The sequence below is a fragment of the Pseudarthrobacter arbutini genome (assembly GCF_054510915.1).
Map to the genome: position 1 here is coordinate 178,359 of NZ_JBTNDQ010000001.1, position 24,078 is coordinate 202,436.

The 24,078-nt window shown below is 65.2% G+C and carries 21 protein-coding genes; 11 read left to right on the forward strand and 10 right to left on the reverse strand.

From position 1 onward, the window contains the following. Window positions 1-199: 199 nt before the first annotated feature. Window positions 200-1,258: a M4 family metallopeptidase gene (locus tag ACX80V_RS00850; protein ID WP_485841594.1), complete on the forward strand. Its 1,059-nt coding sequence runs from the start codon at window positions 200-202 to the stop codon at window positions 1,256-1,258. Window positions 1,259-1,318: 60 nt separating this feature from the next. Beyond that, complete coding sequence (locus tag ACX80V_RS00855; RefSeq protein ID WP_056343351.1) at window positions 1,319-1,642, forward strand: protealysin inhibitor emfourin; 324 nt, start codon at window positions 1,319-1,321, stop codon at window positions 1,640-1,642. A 12-nt stretch (window positions 1,643-1,654) separates the two neighbouring features. Here the strand turns inward: ACX80V_RS00855 and ACX80V_RS00860 are convergent, their stop codons facing one another. Continuing rightward, window positions 1,655-2,623, reverse strand: a complete 969-nt coding sequence (locus ACX80V_RS00860; protein ID WP_485841595.1) for a GlxA family transcriptional regulator — start codon at window positions 2,621-2,623, stop codon at window positions 1,655-1,657. An 81-nt stretch (window positions 2,624-2,704) separates the two neighbouring features. Between ACX80V_RS00860 and ACX80V_RS00865 the strand changes: the two genes are divergently transcribed. Both ACX80V_RS00865 and hrpA read left to right on the forward strand, forming a co-directional pair. Then, the gene (locus tag ACX80V_RS00865) at window positions 2,705-2,872 is read left to right on the forward strand and encodes a hypothetical protein (RefSeq protein WP_181037140.1); all 168 of its coding nucleotides are present in this window, start codon (window positions 2,705-2,707) and stop codon (window positions 2,870-2,872) included. A 151-nt stretch (window positions 2,873-3,023) separates the two neighbouring features. Next, window positions 3,024-6,977, forward strand: a complete 3,954-nt coding sequence (gene hrpA, locus ACX80V_RS00870) for an ATP-dependent RNA helicase HrpA (protein ID WP_485841596.1) — start codon at window positions 3,024-3,026, stop codon at window positions 6,975-6,977. Window positions 6,978-7,041: 64 nt separating this feature from the next. Here the strand turns inward: hrpA and ACX80V_RS00875 are convergent, their stop codons facing one another. The 3 genes from ACX80V_RS00875 to ACX80V_RS00885 are packed head-to-tail and all read right to left on the reverse strand — an operon-like array spanning window position 7,042 to window position 9,535. After that, window positions 7,042-7,470, reverse strand: coding sequence for an HIT family protein (locus ACX80V_RS00875; protein ID WP_485841597.1), 429 nt, complete (start codon window positions 7,468-7,470; stop codon window positions 7,042-7,044). Beyond that, entirely contained in the window at window positions 7,467-8,651 is a 1,185-nt protein-coding gene (locus ACX80V_RS00880) for an NAD(P)-dependent alcohol dehydrogenase (protein ID WP_485841598.1), read from the reverse strand. The genes ACX80V_RS00875 and ACX80V_RS00880 overlap by 4 nt, the downstream gene beginning before the upstream one ends. Then, window positions 8,648-9,535, reverse strand: coding sequence for a sulfurtransferase (locus ACX80V_RS00885; RefSeq protein WP_485841599.1), 888 nt, complete (start codon window positions 9,533-9,535; stop codon window positions 8,648-8,650). Before ACX80V_RS00885 ends, ACX80V_RS00880 begins: the two co-directional genes overlap by 4 nt. Window positions 9,536-9,634: 99 nt before the next feature. On the opposite strand from ACX80V_RS00885, the gene ACX80V_RS00890 reads away from it, so the two are divergent. Beyond that, on the forward strand, window positions 9,635-10,714 hold the full coding sequence (locus ACX80V_RS00890) for a PLP-dependent cysteine synthase family protein (protein ID WP_485841600.1): 1,080 nt from the start codon (window positions 9,635-9,637) through the stop codon (window positions 10,712-10,714). Window positions 10,715-10,718: 4 nt separating this feature from the next. Here ACX80V_RS00890 and ACX80V_RS00895 read toward each other — a convergent pair whose 3' ends face one another. Beyond that, window positions 10,719-11,375 carry an MBL fold metallo-hydrolase gene (locus tag ACX80V_RS00895; RefSeq protein WP_058931987.1) on the reverse strand — a complete coding sequence of 219 codons (657 nt, stop codon included), beginning with the start codon at window positions 11,373-11,375 and terminating at the stop codon, window positions 10,719-10,721. 110 nt (window positions 11,376-11,485) lie between these two features. Here ACX80V_RS00895 and ACX80V_RS00900 point away from each other — a divergent pair, with 110 nt between their 5' ends. Then, a complete protein-coding gene (locus ACX80V_RS00900) occupies window positions 11,486-11,968 on the forward strand; it encodes a Fur family transcriptional regulator (protein WP_485841758.1) in 483 nt (160 codons plus the stop codon). A 42-nt stretch (window positions 11,969-12,010) separates the two neighbouring features. Here the strand turns inward: ACX80V_RS00900 and ACX80V_RS00905 are convergent, their stop codons facing one another. The 5 genes from ACX80V_RS00905 to ACX80V_RS00925 form a co-directional block, all read right to left on the reverse strand. Continuing rightward, window positions 12,011-12,886, reverse strand: a complete 876-nt coding sequence (locus ACX80V_RS00905) for a metal ABC transporter permease (protein ID WP_141140992.1) — start codon at window positions 12,884-12,886, stop codon at window positions 12,011-12,013. Then, a complete protein-coding gene (locus tag ACX80V_RS00910) occupies window positions 12,886-13,701 on the reverse strand; it encodes a metal ABC transporter ATP-binding protein (RefSeq protein WP_485841601.1) in 816 nt (271 codons plus the stop codon). The genes ACX80V_RS00905 and ACX80V_RS00910 overlap by 1 nt, the downstream gene beginning before the upstream one ends. After that, the gene (locus ACX80V_RS00915) at window positions 13,698-14,696 is read right to left on the reverse strand and encodes a metal ABC transporter solute-binding protein, Zn/Mn family (RefSeq protein ID WP_485841602.1); all 999 of its coding nucleotides are present in this window, start codon (window positions 14,694-14,696) and stop codon (window positions 13,698-13,700) included. The genes ACX80V_RS00910 and ACX80V_RS00915 overlap by 4 nt, the downstream gene beginning before the upstream one ends. 115 nt (window positions 14,697-14,811) lie before the next feature. Beyond that, complete coding sequence (locus tag ACX80V_RS00920; RefSeq protein ID WP_485841603.1) at window positions 14,812-15,882, reverse strand: hemolysin family protein; 1,071 nt, start codon at window positions 15,880-15,882, stop codon at window positions 14,812-14,814. Continuing rightward, on the reverse strand, window positions 15,879-17,213 hold the full coding sequence (locus ACX80V_RS00925) for a hemolysin family protein (protein WP_252611695.1): 1,335 nt from the start codon (window positions 17,211-17,213) through the stop codon (window positions 15,879-15,881). Before ACX80V_RS00925 ends, ACX80V_RS00920 begins: the two co-directional genes overlap by 4 nt. A 499-nt stretch (window positions 17,214-17,712) precedes the next feature. Here ACX80V_RS00925 and ACX80V_RS00930 point away from each other — a divergent pair, with 499 nt between their 5' ends. The 5 genes from ACX80V_RS00930 to ACX80V_RS00950 all read left to right on the forward strand — a co-directional run bounded on the left by ACX80V_RS00930 (window position 17,713) and on the right by ACX80V_RS00950 (window position 24,003). Then, entirely contained in the window at window positions 17,713-21,513 is a 3,801-nt protein-coding gene (locus ACX80V_RS00930) for a multifunctional oxoglutarate decarboxylase/oxoglutarate dehydrogenase thiamine pyrophosphate-binding subunit/dihydrolipoyllysine-residue succinyltransferase subunit (protein WP_485841604.1), read from the forward strand. A gap of 121 nt (window positions 21,514-21,634) precedes the next feature. Further along, window positions 21,635-22,234 (forward strand): GDSL-type esterase/lipase family protein, encoded by a 600-nt coding sequence (locus tag ACX80V_RS00935; protein ID WP_099093407.1) that lies wholly within the window; start codon window positions 21,635-21,637, stop codon window positions 22,232-22,234. Between the two features lie 99 nt (window positions 22,235-22,333). Further along, complete coding sequence (locus tag ACX80V_RS00940; protein WP_058931978.1) at window positions 22,334-23,176, forward strand: DUF4097 family beta strand repeat-containing protein; 843 nt, start codon at window positions 22,334-22,336, stop codon at window positions 23,174-23,176. Next, window positions 23,176-23,787, forward strand: coding sequence for a PadR family transcriptional regulator (locus tag ACX80V_RS00945; protein WP_056343302.1), 612 nt, complete (start codon window positions 23,176-23,178; stop codon window positions 23,785-23,787). Before ACX80V_RS00940 ends, ACX80V_RS00945 begins: the two co-directional genes overlap by 1 nt. 141 nt (window positions 23,788-23,928) lie before the next feature. Continuing rightward, window positions 23,929-24,003, forward strand: coding sequence for a 50S ribosomal protein bL37 (locus ACX80V_RS00950; RefSeq protein ID WP_104061284.1), 75 nt, complete (start codon window positions 23,929-23,931; stop codon window positions 24,001-24,003). Window positions 24,004-24,078: the final 75 nt, after the last annotated feature.

Consider the following 24,078-nt stretch of genomic DNA (forward strand, 5'->3'; position numbering starts at 1 on the left):
ACAATAACGGCGAGGCTGAACGGCTATGTGGATAACTCCGCTCGCGTCCTCGTTGAAGTGTCGGCGGAGCCGGGATGGGGCATAAATGTCCCCTCGCGCACTGGGCCTCAACTGTCCGTTCGGGCTGGATTGAGTGCGCCTTCATCAGATTGACAGCACCCCCTCGTAGGCTGATTCAACGTACTCGAGGGGGTAGGCCATGCACATTCCAGCTACATTCTGTTCCATCATTCCGCCTTACATACTGCGGCGGTTGGCCCGCCTGGACGAGCCTCGGTTTTCTGCCGCCGCGCGGGCCGCCAAGGAAGCGCTCAGCCACGTCCGGTCAGTCCAGTCAGCCCGTACCCAGCCGGCTCCGGCCGCTCCCCCGGCACTGCGCGACGTCCGTCCGGGCCCGCCCAACAGGAGCATCTACGATGCCGGCGGATCGGAGATCCTGCCCGGAAAGCTCGTACGCAAGGAAAGCGAACCGGCTTCCGGCGATCAGTCCGCTGATGAGGCGTACGACGGCCTTGGGAACACGCATCGCCTGTTTGCCGACATCTTCGGCCGTAACTCCATCGACGGCGAAGGACTGCCGCTCGATGCCACGGTGCACTTTGGCAAGCTCTACGACAATGCGTTCTGGGACGGCCGCCAGATGGTCTTCGGCGACGGCGACGGCGAAGTCTTCGAACGATTTACGCGGTCGCTGAGCGTCATCGGGCACGAACTCACGCACGGCGTCACGCAGTACTCGGCGGGGCTGGCTTACCGCAACCAGGCAGGTGCCATCAACGAATCCATGTCCGACGTTTTCGGCGCGCTCGTGGAGCAGTACCTGAACAGCCAGTCCGTGACCGACGCCAGCTGGCTGATCGGCGAAGGACTTTTCACGCCCCAGGTTGAGGGATCGGCTCTCCGATCCTTGAAGGCCCCGGGCACAGCGTACGACGACGACGTGCTGGGTAAGGACCCCCAGCCGGATTCGATGGACTCGTACGTGCGGACCAGCGCGGACAACGGCGGCGTCCACATCAACTCCGGGATCCCCAACAGGGCCTTTTACCTCACGGCGGAGACCCTGGGCGGCAACGCCTGGGAGGCGCCGGGACGGATCTGGTACGACGCACTGACGGGCGGCTCGCTGCCTGCCGCCGCCACCTTCCGCGTCTTCGCGAGGGCGACGGCGGCATCCGCCGTCGACCTGTTCGGCACCGATTCGCCGGAGCATGACGCCGTGCGGCAGGCGTGGGAAACTGTGAAGGTCAAGCTTTAGTTGAACGCCTGCCCGCCGCGAGCCGGCGGCCAGGCTGCAGGAAAGCCCAGGACCCAGGCCATGAAGATCAGTGTGGAGCGCAGCGGCGGCATCGCAGCCCTGACCCGCGTATGGACAGTGCACGCCCAGACCGCGAGCGCCAAAAGCCAGTGGCAACCCATTGTGGAAGCATGCCCTTGGGACGCGGTGCCCAAGACCGTCCGGGCCGCAGCCGCGGAGGTGCAGGACAACCAGCCGGACCGATTTATCTATTCGATCCGGGCGGGCCAGCGGCGGGCGGCGCTGCCGGAGCAGGCTGTCACAGGACCATGGCGTGTGCTGGTCGACACCACCCGGGCGGCAGCCGAGGACAGCCCCGACCGGCGGGGTCCTGTGCAGGCTTAGCTGCGTATCCAGTCAGCCTGCTGCTACCAGTTGCCCCCGGAACGCCCGGCGGTAGGACTGCGGGCTGGTGTCCAGCACCTTGGCAAAGTGATGCCGGAGCAGGACGGGGTGGCCAAAGCCGGATTCCCGGGCAACTTCGTCGATGTTCAGGTCAGTGGATTCCAACAGCTCCTGCGCCCGGAGGACCCGCTGCGAGTTCAGCCAGGCAGCGGGTGTGGCCCCGGTTTCGGACCGGAAGCGGCGGGCGAAGGTCCTGGCTGACATGTGGACGCGGGACGCCAACTCAACGACGGTGTGCTCCTGCTCCAGGTTCTGCACCATCCAGCGCAACAACTCTTCCATCGGCGCCGATCCACAGGCTGGCACGGGCCGGTCGATGAACTGAGCCTGGCCACCGTCCCGGTGCGGCGGAACCACCATGTCCCGGGCAATGGCTGCTGCCACATTGGCGCCCAGCTCAACGCGCACCAGATGGAGGCAGGCATCAATTCCTGCCGCTGTTCCGGCGCTGGTGATCAGGTTGCCGTCCTGCACATAGAGCACGTTTTCATCGACCTGCACTTCCGGGTACCGGTTTGCGAGTTCATGGGAATAGTGCCAGTGCGTGGTGCAACGCCGCCCGTTCAGCAGACCGGCGCGGGCCAGGGCGAAGGCCCCGGAACAGATGGACATCACCCAGGCTCCACGGGCGTGCGCGGCGCGCAATGCCTCCAGCACGGATTCCGGAACGTCGTCGTCGCGTCCGAAGGGTGTCATGATCACGAGGTCCGCGTCCGCCGTTGCCTCCAATCCCAGCGAAACATTCAAGGAGAGTCCCGATTTCATCCGGACGTTACCGGGTTCCGGTGTGCAGACCCGGAAGTCGAACGCCGGAACGTTGCTGCCGCGTCCTGATCTGTCGATGCCAAAAACCTCGCAGGCGGTGGCGAACTCGAAGACAGAGAAGTTGGGAACTACGATGACTGCCACTGATTTGAGCATGCATCCATTATGGCAGAAATTCGAGCTTTTTGGGCATTTCTGCCACTGTTTCTTCACCGCCCACGGGAGCAGCATTGAGTCATGGAAATCTTCGGAATCGCCCTAGTGGTCCTGCTCCTCGTCGTCCTCGCCGCCACCGTCTCAGCGCTCCTGCGTGATGGCCGCGGCCACACCCCGCCCATCACCTCCGACCAGCCTTGGTCCGCCCTGGACCTGCCCAGCGTTAACTACACCCTGCGCATTTTCTAACCAGAAGGCATGCCTCAAGCCGCCATTACCAACCCACCAACACACAAAAGGGACCCGGCTCATAAAGAGCCGGGTTCTCTTAATGTCTGATCTCGGGTTGACGGCAGCAAGCACGGGAATCAGGCGCCGCCCCAGTAGACTGGCTGCAGCCATGACATTTCATATCTCCTACCCTGCTGAGCTGCCCGTTTCCGAGCGCCGCGAGGACCTGAAGGCTGCCATTGCAGCGAACCAGGTGACCATCATCGCCGGCGAGACCGGCTCCGGCAAGACCACCCAGATCCCCAAAATGTGCCTCGAGCTGGGCCTGGGCGACAACGGCCTGATCGGGCACACCCAGCCGCGGCGGCTCGCAGCCCGCACCGTCGCTGAGCGCATCGCCGAGGAACTCGGTGTGGAGATCGGCCAGGAAGTCGGCTTCCAGGTGCGGTTCACCGGCGAAGTCAGCCGCGCTACCAAGGTCAAGCTCATGACCGACGGCATCCTGCTCGCCGAGATCCAGCGGGACAAGCTGCTGCGCAAATACAACGCCATCATCATTGATGAAGCGCACGAGCGCAGCCTCAACATTGACTTCATCCTGGGCTACCTCAAGCGCATCCTGCCGCAGCGGCCGGACCTGAAGATCATCATCACCTCGGCTACGATCGACCCGGAGCGGTTCGCGAAACACTTCGGGTCCGACGACGAGCCCTCCCCCATCATCGAGGTGTCCGGGCGCACGTTCCCGGTGGAGATCCGGTACAGGCCGCTGTCCCAGCCAGCCGGCGGAGCCGCCGATGGCGAAGATGCAGACGCCTCCGATGACGAACTCGAAGAGGACCGCGATCCGCTCGACGCCGTCTGCGACGCCGTTGACGAACTCGCCACCGAGGCCCCCGGCGACATCCTGGTCTTTTTCTCCGGCGAGCGCGAAATCCGCGACGCTGCAGAGGCACTGAACGCCAGGATCCAGTCCAACCGGCGCCTGGCAGGCACCGAGGTGCTCCCGCTGTTCGCCCGCCTGAGCCTGCAGGAACAGCACAAGGTGTTCCACCCCGGCCGAAACCGCCGGATTGTGCTGGCCACCAACGTGGCCGAAACTTCCCTGACTGTCCCGGGCATCAAGTACGTCATCGACACCGGCACCGCCCGCATCTCCCGCTACTCGCACCGCACCAAGGTCCAGCGGCTGCCCATCGAGCGCGTGTCGCAGGCTTCGGCGAACCAGCGCTCCGGCCGGTGCGGCCGGGTGTCGGACGGCATCGCCATCCGGCTCTATTCGGAAGGGGACTTCGAGTCCCGGCCGCTGTTCACGGATCCGGAAATCCTGCGCACCAACCTGGCGGCAGTCATCCTGCAGATGACCGCCATGGGTGTGGCCCGCGGGCCCAAGGACGTGGAGAACTTCCCGTTTGTCGAGCCGCCGGACACGCGGGCAATCAACGACGGCGTGACGCTCCTGCGCGAGCTCGGCGCCTTGAATGCCGTCCGGCCAGGTGACGCCAAGAGCGGTGGGTTGACCGCCGTCGGACAGCAGCTTGCCCAGCTGCCAGTGGATCCCCGCCTCGGCAGGATGATTGTGGAGGCCGGCAAGCGCGGCTGCGTCCGCGAAGTAATGATCCTGGCCGCGGCGCTGACCATCCAGGACCCGCGTGAGCGTCCCACGGACAAGCAGCAGCTCGCTGCCGAGAAGCATGCCCGGTTCCGTGACGAAAACTCCGACTTCACCGGCTTCCTGAACCTGTGGAACTACCTGCAGGAGAAACAGCAGGAACTCTCGTCCACCCAGTTCCGCCGCCTGTGCCGGACCGAGTTCATCAACTACCTTCGGGTCAGGGAATGGCAGGATCTCTTCGCCCAGCTCCGCCAGATGGCCCGCCCGCTCGGGATCAGCCTGGACAATAAGCGCCTTGCCGATCCTGTGGGCAACCACGAGGGCATCCACATGAGCCTGCTGTCCGGCCTGCTCAGCCACATCGGCATCCTGGACGAGCGCAAGCGCGAATACGCGGGCGCCCGCGGCAGCCGCTTCGCCATCTTCCCCGGGTCGTCCCTCTTCAAGAAGTCCCCCACGTTTGTGATGGCTGCCGAACTCGTGGAAACGAGCCGCCTCTGGGCCAGGGTCGCCGCCAAGTTCGATCCCGCGTGGGCTGAACAGGTGGCGCCGGACCTCGTCAAGCGCACCTACAGCGAACCGCACTGGTCCACAAAAATGGGCGCGGTCATGGCGTACGAGAAGGTCACCCTGTACGGCGTGCCCATCATCCCGCAGCGCCGGGTCAACTACAGCCGAGTGGATCCTGTGCTGGCCCGCGAGCTGTTCATCCGGCACGCCCTGGTGGAAGGCGATTGGAAAACGCACCACAAGTTCTTCCACCGCAACCGCGCCCTGCTTCTGGAAGTCGAGGAGCTCGAGGCCAGGATGCGCCGCCGCGACCTGCTGGTGGACGACGAAACGCTGTTTGAGTTCTACGACGCCAGGATCGGCCCCGACGTCGTATCCGAACGGCACTTCGACAAATGGTGGAAGGAGGCCCGGCAGCAGAATCCGGACCTCCTCGACTACGACAAGTCATTGCTGCTCAACAACGACGCCGATGACCTGGACGAGGCCGCTTATCCGAAGACGCTGTTGCACAAGGGCTTCGAGCTGCCACTCAGCTACGAGTTCCACCCTGTGGCGCCCGGGTCACCGCCCAACCCGTCCGACGGCGTCACAGCTGAAGTCCCGGTGCTCTTCCTGAACCAGCTCGATGATGCCGCCTTCCGCTGGCTGATCCCCGGCCAGCGTGCCGAGCTCGTGGCTGCCCTGATCAAGTCCCTCCCCAAGCAGGTCCGCAAGAACTTCGTCCCCGCTCCGGATGTGGCCCGGCAGGCCGTTGCTGCCCTGGATTCGGACTTCGATCCGGCGCACGATGAGCTGGAAGCTTCACTGGAACTTGCCCTGCGCCGGATCCGCGGCCACGTCATCCCGCCAGGTTCGTGGAACTGGGACGCTGTGCCGTCCCACCTGAGGGTGAGCTTCAAGGTTGTGGATACCCAGGGCAAGGTGCTGGATGAGGGGAAGGACCTCGCGGTCCTGCAGGAGCGGCTGGCCCCGGCAACACGCCGGGCCATTGCTGAATCCCTGGGGGCGACGCCGGGAACCACCGCGCCGCAGTCTCGGGGAAATTCGAAGACACCCGGAAAGGCCGGCGGAACAGTCCCCGCGTCATCTACTGGCGGAAATGCAGCCGGCAGCGGCACAGGCTTCCAGGAACAGACCGGCCTGACCGAGTGGGCCTTCGGCACGGTCCAGCGGCAGGTCAGCAACACCGTCAACGGCCACACGGTCACCGGCTATCCGGCATTGGTGGACGAGGGAACGTCCGTGGCGCTGCGCGTCTTCCAGACCTCGTCGGAGCAGCTAGAGGCCATGCGCGGCGGTGTGATCCGGCTCCTCGCCCTCCGGGTACCCGCACCGGACCGCTACGTCCTGGAGCACCTCAACAACACGGAAAAGCTGACGTTCAGCCAGAATCCGCATGGTTCCGTGTCAGCCCTCATTGCCGATTGTGCCCTGGCTGCCGTGGACAAACTGACCCCCGCGGAACTCCCGTGGGACCGGGCGTCCTTCGATGCCCTCTACGAGCAGGTCCGCGCGGAACTCATCGATACCGTCTTCAGCGTGACGGCCGTAGTGGAGCGAGTCCTGGCCAGCACCCGGCGCATTGAGAAACAGCTGAAGGGCACCACCAGCCTGGCGCTAATCAGCGCCCTGAACGATGTCAGGAGCCAGCTTGAGCAGCTCGTGTTCCCGGGATTTGTGGCCCGCACGGGCTACAAGCAGCTGAGCCAGCTCCCCCGCTACCTTGCCGCCATCGAGAAACGCCTCGAAAAGCTCCCCGGCAACGTCCAGCGGGACGGCCTGAGCATGGCCGCGGTGCAGCGGCTGGAAGACGATTACGACGACGCCGTGTCGGCCCTGCTGCCCGGGCGCCGGGTGGGTGCCGAACTGACCCAGGTCCGCTGGATGATCGAAGAGCTGCGGGTGAGCCTCTTCGCCGTCGAACTCGGAACAGCGTATTCCGTCTCCGAAAAACGGATCAGGGCCGTCCTTAACAAGGCGCTCGCGCCAGTCTAGGCCTGCCGGCCACGGCTGGCGCGAGCAAAGTCCTGGACGGGCCAAACCGGCGCGAACGTCAGGCTCAGCTGGCGGGAACGAACTCCGCATAGCCGGCGGCCCTGAGCCCGGCGCGCAGCTTTTCGGCGTTCGCGTCCAGCACCGCGGGATCCGGGTTCTGGTCGGCCGAGGCGAAATCGAAATCAGCCATGGTCATGGACGGCCACACGTGGACGTGCAGGTGGTTGATCTCGTACCCGGCCACAATCAGCCCCGCCCGCTCGGCGGGGAAGACGTCCAGCTGCACGGCACCGATCCGGCGGGCCACTTCCATCACCTTCGCGAGGGTTGCCGGGGACGCATCGGTCCAGCGGTCCACCTCCTCGGTGGGGACCACCAGGGTGTGACCGTCTGCCAGGGGACCTGTGGTCAGGAATGCCGCAACGTCAGCCTCCCGCCAGACGAAGCGTCCGGGGATCTCGCCATTGATGATTTTGGTAAACAGGGTGCTCATGCGTCTGCCTTCTCGGCCGGAGCCTGCAGGGTGCTGGCGTCCAGCACAAACCGGTATTTGACGTCGCCTGCCACCATACGGTCGTAGGCCTCATTCAGCTGGTCTGCGCGCACCAGTTCGATATCCGCCACCACGTTGTGTTCGGCGCAGAAGTCAAGCATCTCCTGCGTTTCGGCGATGCCACCGATCAGCGAGCCTGCGTACGCGATCCGCCGCCTGATCAGGGCCCCCGGATTCACCGGCGGCATGGCGTCCGACGGCAGACCCAGCTGGAACAGGGCACCGTCCACGCGCAGGGTACGGAAGAACGGATTCAGGTCGTGCGGAGCGGCTACGGTGTCGATGATGAGGTCGATGGTGCGGTCCGCGGCGGCCATGGCGTCCTTGTCCCGGGACAGGATCACTTCGTCGGCCCCGAGTTCCAGCGCGGCCGGCACCTTTTCTTCGGAGGTGGTGAACACCACCACCCGCGCCCCCATGGCCTTGGCGAGCTTCACGGCCATGTGTCCGAGCCCGCCGAGCCCCACCACACCCACCACGTCGCCTTCCTCCACGTCGAAGTGCCGCAAGGGAGAGAACGTGGTGACACCTGCGCAGAGCAAGGGGGCGACGGCGGCCGGGTCCAGGTTGCCGGGCACTCGGACCACGTAGCGCCGGTCCACCACTACGGCGGACGAGTAACCGCCCTGGGTGATGGCATCGCCGTTGCGCGGATCCTTGGCGCCGTAGGTCCCGATCAGCCCGTTTTCGCAGTACTGTTCCAGGCCGTCCAGGCAGCTCTCGCATTCGCGGCAGGAATCAACCATGCATCCGACGCCCACGCGGTCCCCCGGGATGAAGTCAGTCACGGCCGAACCGACGCGGCTGACGGTTCCGACGATCTCGTGGCCAGGGACCAGCGGATATTTCTGGCTGCCCCATTCGCCTCGCGTGGCGTGCACGTCCGAGTGGCACAGGCCGCAGAATTCGATGCCAATCTCGACGTCATCTGCTTTGGGGGCACGCCGGGCCAGCGTCAGGGGTGCCAGGCCGCTGTCGACGGAAGCCGCGCCGTAGGCGGCTGCCAGCACGCCGGTGCCGGGAACGGTGTCCGGGTCCGTAGCAGGATGAACAGCAACAGCATCGTCGTTCGGCAATACGGGGCGGGCAAGGGGCGGCGGTACAGGGCGTCCTGGAGTCATCCTTCGACGCTACCCCCGCGGGCCGCCGCATGGCCACTCGGCCGGCTGCCCGTCGCCACCGGCAGCGCGGGATTGTTGGACCATTCCGAGAAGGATCCCGGATAGAGGGCGGCCCGGAATCCTGCGATTTCAAGGGCGGCCACCTCGTGGGCGGCGGTCACGCCCGAGCCGCAGTACACGGCCACCGGGACGTCGTCGCGGACGCCGAGGTCCTCGAACCGATGCCGCAGCAGGTCCGCGGGCAGGAAATGCCCGGCCCCGTCCATGTTCTCCGTTGTGGGTGCGCTCCGGGCGCCCGGAATGTGGCCGGCGCGGGGATCGACGGGTTCAAATTCGCCCCGGTATCTTTCGCCAGCCCGGGCGTCCAGCAGGACGCCCGTTGCCGGCCAGTCCGCCGCTCCGGCCGCGTCGATGGTGGGCATCCTGCCTCCGGCAGGGGAATCATCAAAGGAAACACGCCCGACGGCGGCGTCCACGGGTCCGGTGTCCAGCGGCAGTCCGGCGTCCCGCCAGGCGGCCAGTCCGCCGTCGAGCAGGTACACGTCCTGTAGCCCGGCGTTGCGGAGCATCCACCAGAGCCGGGCGGCAGCCATGTTGCCGCTGTTGTCATAGGCCACCACAACGTCGCCGTTGTTGATCCCCCAGCGCCTGGCAGTTTCCTGGAATTCCGCGTCGGTGGGCAGCGGGTGCCTGCCGCGGGCCGGGGTGGCCGGCGTCGCCAACTCGGTGGCGAGGTCCACAAAAACTGCCCCGGGGAGGTGCCCCTCAAGGTAGTGTTCCCGGCCGTGCGGGTCCCCCAGCGCCCAGCGGACGTCCAGCATCACGGTTCGCTGGCCGGCGTCGAAACGCGCCGCCAAAGCCGGGACAGCCATCAGTGGACCCATCGTTCTCCTTGCAATTGTGCTTGTGAGGTGTGCAGTCGCTGATCCAACTCTAGCTGCGGCAGAACGGCTGGCGGGGAGCGCCGCCGGTAGGCTGGTCCGGTGAAGAACGCGAGCGCGGACCGGGCCTGGGCTGACGAGGCCATCAGAAAAGTCAATGCAGAAAACAACCGGTCCGCCGATACCCATCTCTACTCGGTGCCGCTCCCGGAGCACTGGGGCGTCCAGCTTTACCTCAAGGACGAATCCACTCACCGTTCGGGGAGCCTCAAGCACCGGCTGGCCCGCTCGCTGTTCCTCTTTGGCCTGGTCAACGGCTGGATCCGCGAAGGTACCACCATCGTGGAGGCGTCCAGCGGCAGCACCGCTGTTTCGGAGGCATATTTCGCGCAGCTCCTGGGCCTGCCGTTCGTAGCGGTCATGACACGCACGACGAGCCCGGAGAAGATCGCGCTGATCGAACAGTTCGGCGGCTCGTGCCTGTTGGTTGACCATGCCTCAGAGGTTTATGCCGCGGCGGCGGACGTCGCTGCCACGTCCAACGGGCACTACATGGACCAGTTCACCTACGCCGAGCGGGCCACGGACTGGCGCGGCAACAACAACATCGCGGAGTCCATCTTCGGGCAGCTGGCGCTGGAGGAACACCCCGTTCCCCGCTGGATTGTGGTGGGCGCCGGGACCGGCGGCACCAGCGCGACCATCGGCCGCTACCTGCGCTACCGCGGCCACGACACCCGCCTTGCAGTAGTTGACCCGGAGAATTCCGCGTTCTACCCCGGCTGGTTGAAAGGGACTGGTGAAGCAAGCACCGGCTTGCCCTCACGGATCGAAGGCATCGGCCGCCCGCGGATGGAGCCGAGCTTTGTGCCCGCCGTCATCGACCACATGATCCAGGTTCCCGATGCCGCCTCCGTCGCGGCCATGCGGCACGTGCACACCCTCGCCGGTCTGCATGCCGGACCGTCCACGGGCACAAACCTGTGGGGTGTCTGGCAGCTTGTGGCGGAAATGGTGGCCGAGGGACAGCGCGGCAGCATTGTGTCGTTGATGTGCGACGGCGGCGACCGCTATGCGGGCAACTACTACAATCCCGCGTGGCTGTCAGGGCAGGGCTTGGACCCCGAGCCGTATGAGGAAGTCATCCGCCGGTTTTTCGAGACCGGTGTCTGGAACGCGTAGCCGATCAGACCTCCACTGATTCTCGCGGGGCAAGGCGGGTGTACTCGGTGCCGTATTTCCGGCCCAGCCGGGCAACATGGGATTCTGCGACCTTCAGGCCCGTTTCGTTGAGCAGCCCGTCGTGGATCTGGAACGCACGCGGGGCGCGGACGGCAATGACAAAATCCACCACCTCGCTGACCTTACTCCACGGCGCGTGGAGCGGAACCAGCAGCGTCTGCACGGTGAGACCGTCCGGGATGATGAAAGAGTCCCCCGGGTGGTAGACGTTGCCGTCCACCAGGTAGCCGATATTGGCCACGATGGGAACCTGCGGGTGGATCAGTGCGTGCTGTCCGCCGAAGCTGCGCACGTTGAAGCCGGCCGCGTCAAAACTGGAACCGGGTTCAACCGTGTGGATCCGAACTGCGGCCTGCGGCGCCTCCTCCCGCAGATGGGCGGCCACTCCGGCCGGCGCGAAGACCGCCAGGACGTCAGAGCGGCGCAGTGCGTTGACCATGGCCGGCACATCCACATGGTCGGCGTGCTCGTGCGTGATCAGCACGGCCTGCGCCCCGGCCAGGGCTTCGGCCGTCTCGGAGAATGTTCCCGGATCCAGCACCAGCACCCCGCCGTCCTTCTCAAGCCGGACGCACGCGTGGGTGTATTTTGTCAGCTTCATAGCGCCAGCCTAGGGTCCGGCCCCAAGCCTGTCCAAGGGGCGTCCGGCTGTTCAGCCCCGGCTGGTAATCTTGATGATTGCCACCGTCCCTCAGGGAAGCGAGTACCTTCATGCCGTTCGGCACCAAAGCTGACGCCACGCCGTCGACCGCTGCATCCGGCGCAGGCACCGCCAGTGTGCCCGGCAAGGAGCAGCGCGTCACCAAGCAGCGTGTGGCCGTCAGCGCTGCCCTGGACGAGCTGGATGACTTCGTCAGCACGCAGGAGCTGTACCGCATCCTGCAGAACAAGGGCGTGTCGGTTTCCCTGGCAACGGCGTACCGGATCCTGCAGTCCCTCGCCGACGACGGCCTCGTGGACGTGCTGCGCAACGGCGAGGGCGAAGCCGTTTACCGGCGCTGTGCCGTGACCGGGCACCACCATCACCTGCTGTGCCGCAACTGCGGGAAGGCCGTGGAAGTCGAGGCCCCGGCGGTGGAAACCTGGGCCGCCCGGATCGCCACCGAACATGGCTACACCGAGGTGGCGCACACCGTGGAGATCTTCGGGCTGTGCCCGGACTGCACAGCCCTCAGGGCCGCCGGCAAGCTCTGACGGCCTGCGCCGCAACAACCGGACGCACGCCGTTGGACCGTGTCAGCGGGCGTGCACCAGCCGGCCGTTGATGCCCTTCTTGGCCCGGACACTGCCGACGACGCGGCACACCACGTAGATCAGGAATGACAGCGTGGTGACGTAGGGGCTGATGGGGATCCGCCCGCCCAGGGCCAGCAGGATTCCGCCCACCGTGGCCGTGACGGCGAAAACAACGCTGAGCGCCACCACGGCCACGGGAGCGGACGTCACGCGGAGCGCCGCGGCTGCCGGGGTGATCAGCAATGCGAGCACCAGGAGCGCCCCCACCACCTGGATGGATAGCGCTACGCTGACTCCCAGCAGGACCATGAAGATCAGCGCGAGCGTCCGTACGGGCACCCCGCGGGCTTCGGCCAGTTCGGGATCAACGCTGGCAAAGTTCAGCGGGCGCCAGATGGCTGCCAGTGCTGCAATGACCAGCACAGCGGCGCCGGCAAGGACCTGGAGCTGGACGGTGTCCACGGACACGATCTGCCCCGTGAGCAGGCCGAATTTGTTGGCGGCCCGGCCTTCGTAGAGCGACAGGAACAGGATGCCGAGCCCCAGGCCGAAGGGCATGATCACCCCGATGATGGAGTTTTTGTCCCGGGCCCGGACGCCCATCAGGCCCAGGAGCAGCGCCGCCGCCACCGAGCCGATGAGCGAGCCAAACACGATGTCCGAGCCGATCAGGAGCGCAAACGCCGCCCCGGCGAAGGAGAGCTCCGAGATGCCGTGGACGGCGAACGCCAAGTCCCGTTTCATCACGAAGGTGCCCACCAGCCCGCCCAGCAGGCCCAGCACGGCCCCGGCCCAGATGGAGTTCTGGACCAGCACCAGCAGCTCGCCGTAGTTCTCGAAGCTGAAGATCGCTCCGATGATGCTGTCCGCATCCATCAGGCCACCTCCCCCACCGTGGCGTGGACATCGGCATGATGGTGCGTGGTCGCGTCGGGCAGGCCGATGACGACGATGCGCCCGTTCGCGTGGATAACTTCCACGTGGCTGCCATAGAGCTCTGACAGGACCTCGGTGGTCATGACCTCTTCCGGGGTCCCCACGCGGAACCGCCCGCCGACCAGGTACAGCACCCGGTCAACGTAGTCGATGATGGGGTTGATTTCATGGGTGACAAAAACCACCGCGCTGTTCTGGGCGTGGCACTGCTTATTGATCAGCGCGCTGACGGCCTGCTGATGGTGCAGGTCCAGGGACAGCAACGGTTCGTCACAGAGGAGGACCTTGGGGTCCGTGGCCAGCGCCTGGGCCACCCGGAGTCGCTGCTGCTCACCGCCGGAGAGCTGGCCCACGGGGACTTTGGCGTAGTCACTGGCGCCCACCAGTTCCAGGAGCTCATCGACCCTGCGGTTTGCCCGGGACTTGCCCAGCCGCAGCCCCCAGCGGTGGCCGTCCACGCCGAGCCCCACCAGGTCCCGGGCACGCATGGGGGTGTCCGGAGCGAAGGATTTCTGCTGCGGAATGTAGCCGATCAGTTTGCTGCCCCGCTCCACGGGACGGTCGCCAAGCGTGGCCCGGCCGGACTGCAGTTCCTGCAGGCCCAGGAGAACCTTGAGGAAACTGGTCTTTCCGCTGCCGTTGGGGCCCAGGACAGCGAAAAACTCACCGGGCCTGATGTCCAGGTCGAGATCCTCCCAGAGCAAGCGTTTGCCGAACTGCAGGGACGCCCCGCGGAGGCTGACCACCGGTTTCAACTATTTTTCTCCAAAACTTTGCTGACGTTGTCAACATTGTCCGTCATCCACTGCAGGTACGTCTTGCCTTCGGGCAGGGTTTCGCTGAAATCAATGACGGGAACGCCGGCTGCTTCGGCTGCCTTTTTCAGCGCCTGTGTCTGGGGTCCCTCTGTCTGCGCGTTGTAGGCCAGGAACCTGATGTCCTTGGATCCCGCCAGGTCCGTGGCTGCTTTCAGCACCGCGGGCGGAACGTCCGAGCCTTCCTCGATCGCGGCGGTGTAGTCGGCCGGAGTCTTGTTCTCCAGCCCGGCTGCCTCGAGCAGGTACAGCGGGACAGGTTCGGTCACGGCCACGGCTGCGCCTGTTCCGTTGGCCTTCAGCGCGGCGAGCTTGACGGCCAGGCCGTCCACCCCGGCTTTGAAGGTTGCGGCATTGGAAGTGAACAGGGCGGCTGATCCCGGTTCGAGTTCACCCAGTTTTGCCGCCAGTGAATCAGCGAGCTTACCCATGGCATCCAGGCTGTACCAGGCGTGCTCGTTGAACTCACCGTGCTCGTGGTGGTGGCCGTCAGCTGACTCGCTCGCCGCCGACGATGAATCGGTGTGGCCTTCCTCCGGAGCCAGGCCAGCCACTTCGACGGCCGTGACGATATTGCTGTGCGGGATGTTGCTGTCGTCGGCCATCTTGTGGAGGAAGGCGTCGTAGCCGCCGCCGTTCTCGATCACCAATTCCGCTTTGGACACCAGCAGCCGGTCCTGCGCGGTGGCCTCGTACGAATGCGGGTCCTGGCTGGTCTTGGTGATGATGGAGGTGACGTTGACTTTGTCCCCGCCGATGATCGCGGCGATGTCCCCGTACACGTTGGTGGACGCCACCACCTCGACGACGCCGGCGGATGACTCCGGGCCGGACGTCGCCGACGGTGCACCGCCTCCGGAGCCGCAGGCGGTGAGCAGCAGGCTCACGCCGGCGAGGGCTGCGAGGGACGTTCGGATGGCGGCGGGGTGGCGCACGGAAACCTCAGTTCAGTACAGGGATGGACTTTTGCGTCTCCAAAAAGCTTACCCCTAAATGTGAATGATTCCTATTTAGGATAGCCGGGGCGGTCCCTTGCGGACCCGGGCGCGCTCAGTCACCGTTCGGCTGGCCCAGCCTCCTGATGCCGGTGGCCTGCGTGGCGTCCCGGATCTCTCCCACCAGCTGCTCGATCACGTCTTCCAGGAAGAGGACGCCGTGGGTCTGCCCGTCCGTGCCGATCACGCGGGCCAGGTGTGAGCCCGTGCGCTGCATGACGGACATGGCCGTTTCAACTTCGTCGTCCAGCGCGAGGTTGGCAAGCGAGCGGATCCTGCTCTCGGCGATGGGGTGCTGGTAGTCCGACTCGGGAATGGACAGCACATCCTTCACATGGAGGTACCCGGACAGCATGCCGTCATCGTCCAGCATCGGGAACCTTGAAAAACCGGTCCTGCTGACGGCTTTTTCAAACTCCACCGGTGTGGTGGCCGCCTTCAGCATGACCAGGCTGTCCAGCGGAACCATGATGTCCGACGCCGTGTATTCGGAAAATTCCAGGGCGCCGGTGATCAGGCCCGCGTCATCATCCACCAGCCCGTGACGGGTGGATTCCTGCACGATGGACTGGACTTCTTCGAGGGTAAAGGACGAGTTCACCTCATCCTTGGGCTCAATCCGCAGGAGCTTGAGGATGTGGTTGGCGGACCAGTTCAGCGCGACGATGGCCGGGTTGACCAGCTTCGCAACGAACATCAGCGGCGGCGCCAGCAGCAAGGCAGCCTTGTCCGCCACCGATACGGAGATGTTCTTCGGCACCATCTCGCCGAACGTCACGTGGAGGAAGGTCACCACCATCAGGGCAATGGCGAACGCTGCGACGTCGGCAACCTCCACCGGCAGCCCGACAGCTTCCAGGGGAGCCGCCATCAGGTGGTGGATGGCCGGTTCGGCCACCTGCAGGATCAGCAGCGAGCACACGGTGATGCCCAACTGCGCACAGGCCAGCATCAATGAGACGTTTTCCATGGCGCGCAACGTGGTCTGTGCCCGTTTGGAACCGGCCTCGGCGAGGGGTTCGATCTGGCTGCGCCTGGCCGACATCACGGCGAACTCGGCGCCGACAAAAAACGCGTTACCCAGCAGGAGGACAATCAGCCAGGCAATTCCGGCCCAGTCACTCATCGTTCACTCCCGTCTTCCGGAGCAGGCTCCGCTTCAGGCGCCGCCGGATGGAAGGAGATCCGCTCGATCCTTCGGCCGTCCATCCTGGTCACGCTCAGCGTGCCTCCGCCTACGTCGACGGTGTCCCCCACTGCGGCGATCCGGCCCAGTTCACTCATGACGTACCCGCCCACGGTTTCGTAGGCGGCTTCGTCCGGAACGGTCAGCCCCGGGATCTGTTCGGAAAGCTCGTCGGGGCGCAGCAACCCGGGGAAGTACCAGTCCCCGGAGGCGCTCTGGAGCAGTCCCGGGCGTACCTTGTCGTGCTCGTCGGACACCTCACCGACGATTTCCTCCACCAGGTCCTCAAGGGTGGCGATGCCTGCGGTTCCGCCGTATTCATCCAGGACAATCGCGAGCTGGAGGTTTCCCTCGCGCAGTTCGGCCAGGAGGGCATCGAGGTGGATGGTCTCCGGCACGCGGAGGACATCGGTCATGATGGCTCCGGCCTCCAGGTTGGCCCGCCGGTCCCACGGCACGGCAACGGCCTTCTTGACGTGGACCAGGCCCTTGATGTCGTCGGAGGACTCCCCGATGACGGGGAAACGGGAGTACCCGGTGCGCCGGGCGGCGTCCAGGATGTCCGAGACAGGCTGGTCGGCGTCGATGGTTTCCATCCGGATCCGGGGCGTCATAACATCGGCGGCCGTCCGGGCCGAGAAGTTCAGGGTGCGGGCCACAAAGTTGGCCGTCCCGGCGTCGAGCGTTCCCATGGCGGCGGAGCGCCGCACGAGGGAGGCGAGCTCGGCCGGCGTCCGGGCACCGGAAATCTCTTCCTTGGCCTCCAGGCCAAAGACGTTCAGTACCTTGTTGGAAAAGCCGTTGAGCACCACGATGGCGGGTTTGAAGATGGCGGTAAAGACCAGCTGCGGCCGCGCCAGCGCCTTGCCCACTTGGAAGGACAGCGCAATGGCCATGTTCTTGGGCACCAGTTCGCCAAGCAGCATCGACAGCAGCGTTGCCAGCGCCATCGCTATGACCAGGGAAACGGACGCGGCAGCCACTTCGGGAATTCCGACGGCGGCCAACGGGCCCTCGAGGAGGCGTCCTACCGACGGTTCCATCACGTAACCGGTCAGAAGGGTGGTCAGGGTGATGCCGAGCTGACAGCTGGAAAGCTGGGTTGAGAGGGATTTCAGGCACTTGAGCAGCGGGACGGCACCCGTGTCACCGTTATCGATGGCCCGTTGGACCGTGGCCTGGTCAAGGGCAATCAGGGAAAATTCGACGGCGACGAAAAAGCCGGTGCCGGCGATCAGCAGGAGGCCTGCCGCGAGGAGCAACCACTCCATTCAGCATCCCGCCCGAAAGTCGGGAGAAATTGTGTGAAGCCGGGGGAAACGGACCGGCGGAGGATGATCGGCCGAAGCCGACGCTGTTTCCATAGGGGCTCCGCCGGGGTGGGCTGACGGAGAATGATGGGCGCGTGTTCGGGGTTTGCCGGCTCTGCGGGTGGACTGCGCGGTGCTGTACGTCATGCTCCGCTGACAGCCCCCAGGCCGGCACCTAGATTTACTGTCCATAAGAATTTCAGTCTACAGGAGCAGATTGCGCCTTTCGGATGGCCGCACTGAGGTCACGGCGCACCCGCGCCGGACGGTTTCCGGACGCCACAATCCGTGATCTCCGCGTCATTGCCATGATTTGGGTCACCGTTATTGGCAGTTAACACAGAATGCTCATTAGACTGGCAACGGTCCGGGTTCAGGACGCAGAGACTGGTTCGAATGTTGTGCTGCGGCACCGTGGCGGCCAGAGAGAAATCAAACTCATGGAAGAGGCGTATTTCAAGTGCCAGAGCAGCCTAGCCACCGTCTACCAGAGGAATTTGGCGGAAACGAGTGGCTCGTTGACGAACTGTACGAGCAGTATCAGAAAGACAAGAACACGGTGGATACCAAATGGTGGCCCCTTTTCGAGTCCTTCGATTCAGGCAGCGGTTCTTCTTCCAACGGAAGCACGGCGGTAGCCGTGGCCCACCCAGCAACCCGCGAAATGCCGGCTGTACCGCCGGCACCTCCGGCTTCTGCAACTGCTGCACCGGCAACGTCGCCGGCCGCACAGCCCGCAGCGCCGGCCACCGCCCCCGCGGCGGCAAAGAAAGCTCCCGCTACGGTCGCCCGCGATGGCGCGAAGAAGACCGAGCCCGGAACCGGCGCCCAGCCGATTCCCGCCCAGCTTCCCAAGAACGTCAAGGCACCCACGGCGCCGGAAGAGGACGTGGTCTCCGTTCTTCGTGGCCCGGCCAAGGCCATCGCCACCAACATGGTCACCAGCCTTGAGGTCCCCACGGCCACCAGCGTCCGGGCTATTCCGGCCAAGCTGTTGATCGATAACCGCGTGGTCATCAACTCCAACCTGGCCCGTGCACGCGGCGGCAAGGTTTCCTTCACGCACCTCATCGGCTACGCCGTGATCCGGGCACTCGCCCAGTTCCCCTCGATGAACGTCTACTACGACGAAATCGACGGCAAGCCCAGCGCTATCCAGCCGGCCCACGTCAACTTCGGCATCGCCATTGACATGCCCAAGCCGGACGGCACCCGCCTGCTTATCGTGCCCAACATCAAGAAGGCGGAGACCCTCAACTTCTCCGAGTTCTGGCACACCTATGAAGACCTGATCAAGCGTGCCCGCGCCGGCAAGCTGACCGCTGATGACCACTCCGGCACCACGGTGTCCCTGACCAACCCCGGCGGAATCGGCACCGTTCACTCCGTGCCGCGTCTGTCCAAGGGGCAGTCGGCCATCATCGGCGTCGGCGCGCTGGACTACCCGGCCGAGTTCCAGGGCGCCAGCGAAAAGATCATTGCGCAGAACGCCATCAGCAAGGTCCTCACGCTGACGTCCACCTATGACCACCGCGTCATCCAGGGAGCCGGCAGCGGCGAGTTCCTGAAGCTTGTGCACCAGCTGCTGCTCGGTGCCCAGAACTTCTACGACGAAATCTTCGAGTCCCTCCGCATCCCGTACGAGCCCGTGCGCTGGAGCCCGGACCTGCAGGTGGACCCTGCCGACCAGATCAACAAGGTTGCCCGGATCCAGCAGCTGATCCACTCCTACCGTGTGCGCGGCCACTTGATGGCAGACACCGATCCCCTGGAGTACGTCCAGCGCAAGCACCCGGACCTTGACGTCCTCACCTACGGGCTGACCCTGTGGGACCTGGACCGTGAGTGGCCCACCGGCGGTTTCGGCGGCGCGCCCATGCTCAAGTTCCGCGACATCCTCGGTGTCCTCCGTGACGCCTACTGCCGCACCACCGGCATCGAGTACATGCACATCCAGGAGCCGGAGGAACGCAAGTGGTTCCAGGACCAGCTGGAGCACCCGTACTCGAAGCCGAGCCGCGAAGAGCAGCTGCGCATTGTGTCCCGGCTCAACGCGGCCGAAGCGTTTGAAACCTTCCTGCAGACCAAGTTCGTCGGCCAGAAGCGCTTCTCCCTGGAAGGCGGCGAATCCCTGATTCCGCTGCTCGACGCCATCATTTCCGATGCCGCCGACGACGGACTGGACGAGGTTGCCATCGGCATGGCCCACCGCGGCCGCCTGAACGTTCTCACCAACATCGCCGGCAAGACCTACGCCCAGGTGTTCCGCGAATTCGAAGGCACCCAGGATCCCCGCTCCGTGCAGGGCTCCGGCGACGTGAAGTACCACCTCGGTACCGAAGGCACGTTCACCTCGGAAAACGGCAACGAGACCAAGGTCTACCTCGCCGCCAACCCGTCCCACCTCGAGGCTGTCGACTCGGTGCTCGAAGGCATCGTCCGCGCCAAGCAGGACCGCCTGGACCAGGGCGAGGCCTTCCCGGTCCTGCCCCTGATGGTCCACGGCGACGCTGCATTTGCAGGCCAGGGCGTGGTTGCCGAGACGCTGAACCTGTCCCAGCTCCGCGGCTACCGGACCGGCGGCACCATCCACGTGGTGGTCAACAACCAGGTGGGCTTCACCACTGCTCCATCGTCGTCGCGTTCATCCACGTACTCCACGGACGTGGCCAAGATGATCCAGGCACCGGTGTTCCACGTGAACGGTGACGATCCCGAGGCAGTGGTGCGCATTGCCCAGCTCGCCTACGAGTTCCGCCAGCGTTTCCACAAGGACGTTGTGATCGACATGGTGTGCTACCGCCGCCGTGGCCACAACGAGGGTGACGACCCCTCGATGACCCAGCCCATGATGTACAACCTGATCGAAGCCAAGCGCTCCGTCCGCAAGCTGTACACCGAGGCACTCATCGGCCGTGGCGACATCACCGAGGAAGAAGCGGAGCAGCTGCTCCGCGACTACCAGGAACGGCTGGAGCGGGTCTTCGCCGAAACGCACGCGGCCCAGACCTCGCCCATCCCGATCATCACCGCGGACTCCGCCGCCGTCTCCGACATTGAGCGTCCCATCGCCCAGCAGGCTGACTTCGGCACCAACGCCCCGGCGTCCACTGCCATTTCTCCGGAGACCCTGGCACACATCGGCAAGGCCCACGTCCAGATCCCCGAGGGCTTCACCGTCCACGCCAAGCTCAAGCAGCTCCTCGAAAAGCGCGAGCAGATGTCACGCGAAGGCGGCATCGACTGGGGCTTTGGCGAGATCGCGGCCTTCGGTTCGCTGATCATGGAAGGCGTTCCCGTCCGTCTTGCCGGCCAGGACTCGCGCCGCGGCACGTTTGTGCAGCGCCACGCGGTGTTCCACGACCGCGCCAACGGCGGCGAGTGGCTGCCCCTGGGCCACCTCTCGGATGACCAGGCGAAGCTGTGGATCTACGACTCCCTGCTGTCCGAATACGCGGCCATGGGCTTCGAATACGGCTACTCGGTGGAACGCCCGGATGCCCTGGTGCTGTGGGAAGCGCAGTTCGGTGACTTCGTCAACGGCGCGCAGACCATCATCGATGAGTTCATCTCCTCGGCCGAACAGAAGTGGGGCCAGCGCTCCTCCCTGGTCCTGATGCTGCCGCACGGCTACGAAGGCCAGGGCCCGGACCACTCGTCGGCACGCATCGAACGCTTCCTGCTGATGTGCGCCGAAGAGAACATGATCGTCGCCAACCCCACCACGGCGGCATCACACTTCCACCTGCTGCGCCGCCAGGCGTACAGCCGGCCGCGCAAGCCGCTGATCATCTTCACGCCGAAGCAGCTGCTGCGCCTCAAGGCAGCCGCGTCGTCCGTCGAGGACTTCACCACGGGCTCCTTCCGCCCCGTCATAGGTGACCACGAGCAGCTGGCGGCAGACGCCGTCGAACGCGTGCTGCTGGTCTCCGGCCGCCTGTACTACGATCTCCTGTCCACCCGGCAGAAGACCGGTGACAAGACCACCGCGATTGTCCGCGTGGAGCAGCTCTACCCGCTGCCGCACGAAGAAATCGCAGCGGAACTGGCCAAGTACCCGAACGCGGAGGTTGTCTGGGCACAGGACGAGCCCGCCAACCAGGGACCGTGGCCGTTTATGGGCCTGAACCTCCCGGAGGCGCTGGACCGGCGCGTCCGCCTGGTGTCGCGTCCCGCATCGGCCTCCACGGCGGCCGGCTCCATGAAGCGACACGCAGCTGAGCAGGATTCACTGCTGAAGCAGGCATTTGCACGGAAGTAGTCCCAGTGGCTGCCCGGCCGGACGTCGAAATACCAGACTCCGGCCGGGCAGTTCTGTTTAATGAAGATGGATCATAGCCACGCCGATTGGCCTGAATCGGCACGGACGTAAAGAGGGACTTGTGGAAGACAGGAAGCTGCGGATCGCAGCTGTTGGAGATGAACTGCTGGCCGGGCTGGGCGACCCCAGGGCCCTCGGCTGGCTGGGCCGCGTGTTGGCCCGCACTCCGCAGGACGGCATGGTCATGGAAGCGTATGCCCTCCCCTGTCCCCAGGAAGGAACGGAGGGGCTGGCTGCCCGCTGGCAGGAGGAGGCCGGGCGGCGGTTCGGCGACCAGCACGAGAACCGCCTGGTGATCGGCCTCTCGGGCCGGGACATCGAGTTCGGCCTTTCCACCGCCCGGAGCCGCCTGAACCTGGCCAACATCCTGGATACGGCCACGCAGAACCGGATCGAGGTGTTTGTGGTGGGCCCGCCGCCCACGCTGGACCCGGTACAGAACCGCCGGCTCGCCGATCTGAACACGGCCTTCGCTGACGTCACCACCAGGCGCAAGCACCTCTATGTGGACACGTTCTCCCCCCTTCTGAACCACGAACAGTGGCGCCAGGACCTTGCGGCGAACACCGGCACGCCGGGGCAGGCGGGCTATGGCCTGATGGCCTGGCTGGTCCTCCACCGTGGCTGGTTCCAGTGGCTGGGCATGGACGCCCCCGAGTAGGCTTCGCCAACCCTTCCAGTCGCGATATATCTTGACGGGTCCAGCGGTCCGTTATATCTTGAGATATCAGTCACGATATATCGCGGTTTTGGAGGATTCATGACAGAGGACAGCTGGACCGTCACAGGTCCGCAAACCATCGACGTTGACCACGTCCGGTCGCTGAAGCTGGGCATGGTCCGCGGCAGGTTCGACGTCGTCACCCACGCCGACGCCGTGGCCCGTGTGGAGATCAACGACGTCCAGGGCGATCCCGTGTCGGTGACACTGACGGACGGCAGGCTGGAGGTCCGCCATCAGCTGCACGGCCCCCAGGGCTGGTTCAAGAACCTGATGGGCACGGTCAACCACAACAGCAACAACTCAGCGGTGATCAGCATCGCTCTGCCGGCCGGCGTCGAGGTGGAGGCCGGCACGGTCAGCGGCGATGGCCTCGTGTCCGGAATCAGCGGGCGCACGCGGCTCAATACCGTCTCGGGTTCTGTGATGGCAGACGGCACATCCGGGGAACTTCACGTCAACACCGTCAGCGGCGAAGTCATCGCGCGAAACCACGACGGCGTCCTGACCGCCAAGAGCGTCTCCGGCGAGGTCACCGCATCCGGCCGGTTCAGCAACATCCGGGCTCACACGGTCAGCGGCGACATGAGTTTTGACCTGCTCGGCTTTACCCACGACTTCGGTGCCAATTCAGTCTCCGGCGACCTCACCATCAGGCTGCCGCACGACGTCGGCGTGGACATCGTCGCGAAATCGGCCAGCGGCGTTGTGGTGATTGATGACCAGCAGTACTCCCAGCCCGGAGGCAAGGTGGAAACCATTGCCGGACCGGACGGCAAGCTGATGCTGGTGCGGACCAACTCGGTGTCCGGCAAAACGTCCATCTTTCATGGCCAGCCGGCCCGCAATGACGACGCAAGTAGCCCGGAAGCGGGGCACTGATGCCTCCGGTGTTCGCCCATGGTGCGCTCCGGCTGTACTTGCTCGCACTGCTGGAGTCGGGGCCCAAACACGGCTATGAACTGATCAAAGCCCTCAGCGAACGGTTCGGCGGCACCTACTCCCCCAGCGCGGGAACCATCTATCCCCGGCTTGGGAAGCTGGAGGAAGAAGGGCTCGTCGCCACTGAATCAGAAGGCCGCCGCACGAACTACCGCATCACCGCGGCGGGGCTTGCTGAACTCAACAAGCGCCGGGAGGAACTCGCCGGAGTCGAGAACGACATTTCCGCTTCCGTCCGCCGCCTGGCGGACAACCTGCGGGCGGATATCCGCGCCAACATGCGCGGGTTGCGGGCAGACCTGGCGGCCACGGCAGAGGCGGCCCGTTCCACGGCGCGGGCCGCCGATTTCCGGAAAGCCGGCCGCCAGTCTTCGGAAGGGTTCCGGGAGCTGAAGGAAGCGGAGATGCTGCTGCAGGCGTTCCGGGACGACCTGCGCGTGGAACTGCGGCTGCAGGCCACCCGGCAACCGCTCAGCGCCGTCACGCTGGAAACTGTCAGGACCGTGCTGGACCAGGCGCGCATCTCCATCCGCAACTCACTGCCCGGCTGAGCCGCCCGGCTGAGCAGCCGGACTGCGCCGCCGGATCGGTGTTGCCCCCGGTCACAGCCCGTTTCGGTTTCGCGGCGTGTCCCATGGTGTGGGAGACTTGAGGGCAGCTCTTTTGAGTACCAACATTTAAGGAGGCCAGCTATGAGCAAGCGTGCACGTAAACGTCGTGACCGTAAGCGTGGCGGCGCGAACCACGGGAAGCGCCCCAACGCCTAAGCTAAAGCTTGGAAAACGGTTTAAGCGAAGGACCCCGGAAGCCAAACGGCTTTCGGGGTCCTTCGTCTTTGCGCT